The following is a 612-nucleotide window of genomic DNA, read 5'->3' as shown; positions in this document are numbered from 1 at the left end:
CCACCTTTGAGTGACCCGAGGTCACCTGTCGCTAGTTTTTGACCGGTAACCGCATCATCTGTTAACGCTTTTTCTTTGCCATCAACTCCGGTTACTTTCAGGCTGCCTGGTTGATACACGAGTCCTGCTGGAATCGCATCGCCAATTTCCACCTTGTTAATAATCGTCGTTGGCGCTGATGTGTTCGTTGCCTTAATTTGATAGCTAATGACCGCGCCAACTTTAACGGCTTTGTGATCAATCGCATCATTGCTGGCATTGAAGACGTTTTTCTCAGCTTTTAATTTACCTGCTGTCGGCACCACCACTGTCGGTACGCTTGGGATATCTGGTACGGGTGGGTTATCATCGGGATCTTTTGGTGTTGCCACCGCTTTATTGACAACTGTCGTATTTAAGGCTTCTTCTTTTACTTTCACCTTAAAGGCAATCACTGCGGTTGCTGTTTCGTTTGTTAAACGGAGCTCTTTCACCGTCAACGTTTGTTCGTTCCAAATTCCTTTGTCGGCGACTACTTTGCCGTCAATGGTCGTACTGTTTGGTACATAGCTCACATGATTCGGTAATTTATCTACCACTTGACCAACCCATGGGCCACTTCCAGCCTCATGC

At 46.7% G+C, this 612-nt stretch carries 1 pseudogene; it reads right to left on the bottom strand.

Features of this window, described 5'->3' with window-relative positions:
• A pseudogene (locus tag BCAMP_RS12875) lies at positions 1 to 612 on the bottom strand (hypothetical protein); the annotation flags it as partial.

Source organism: Brochothrix campestris FSL F6-1037 (genome assembly GCF_000525915.1).
GTDB lineage: Bacteria > Bacillota > Bacilli > Lactobacillales > Listeriaceae > Brochothrix > Brochothrix campestris.
Note: the sequence above shows the minus strand (reverse complement) of the source record. Positions and strands in the feature narration are given on the sequence as shown.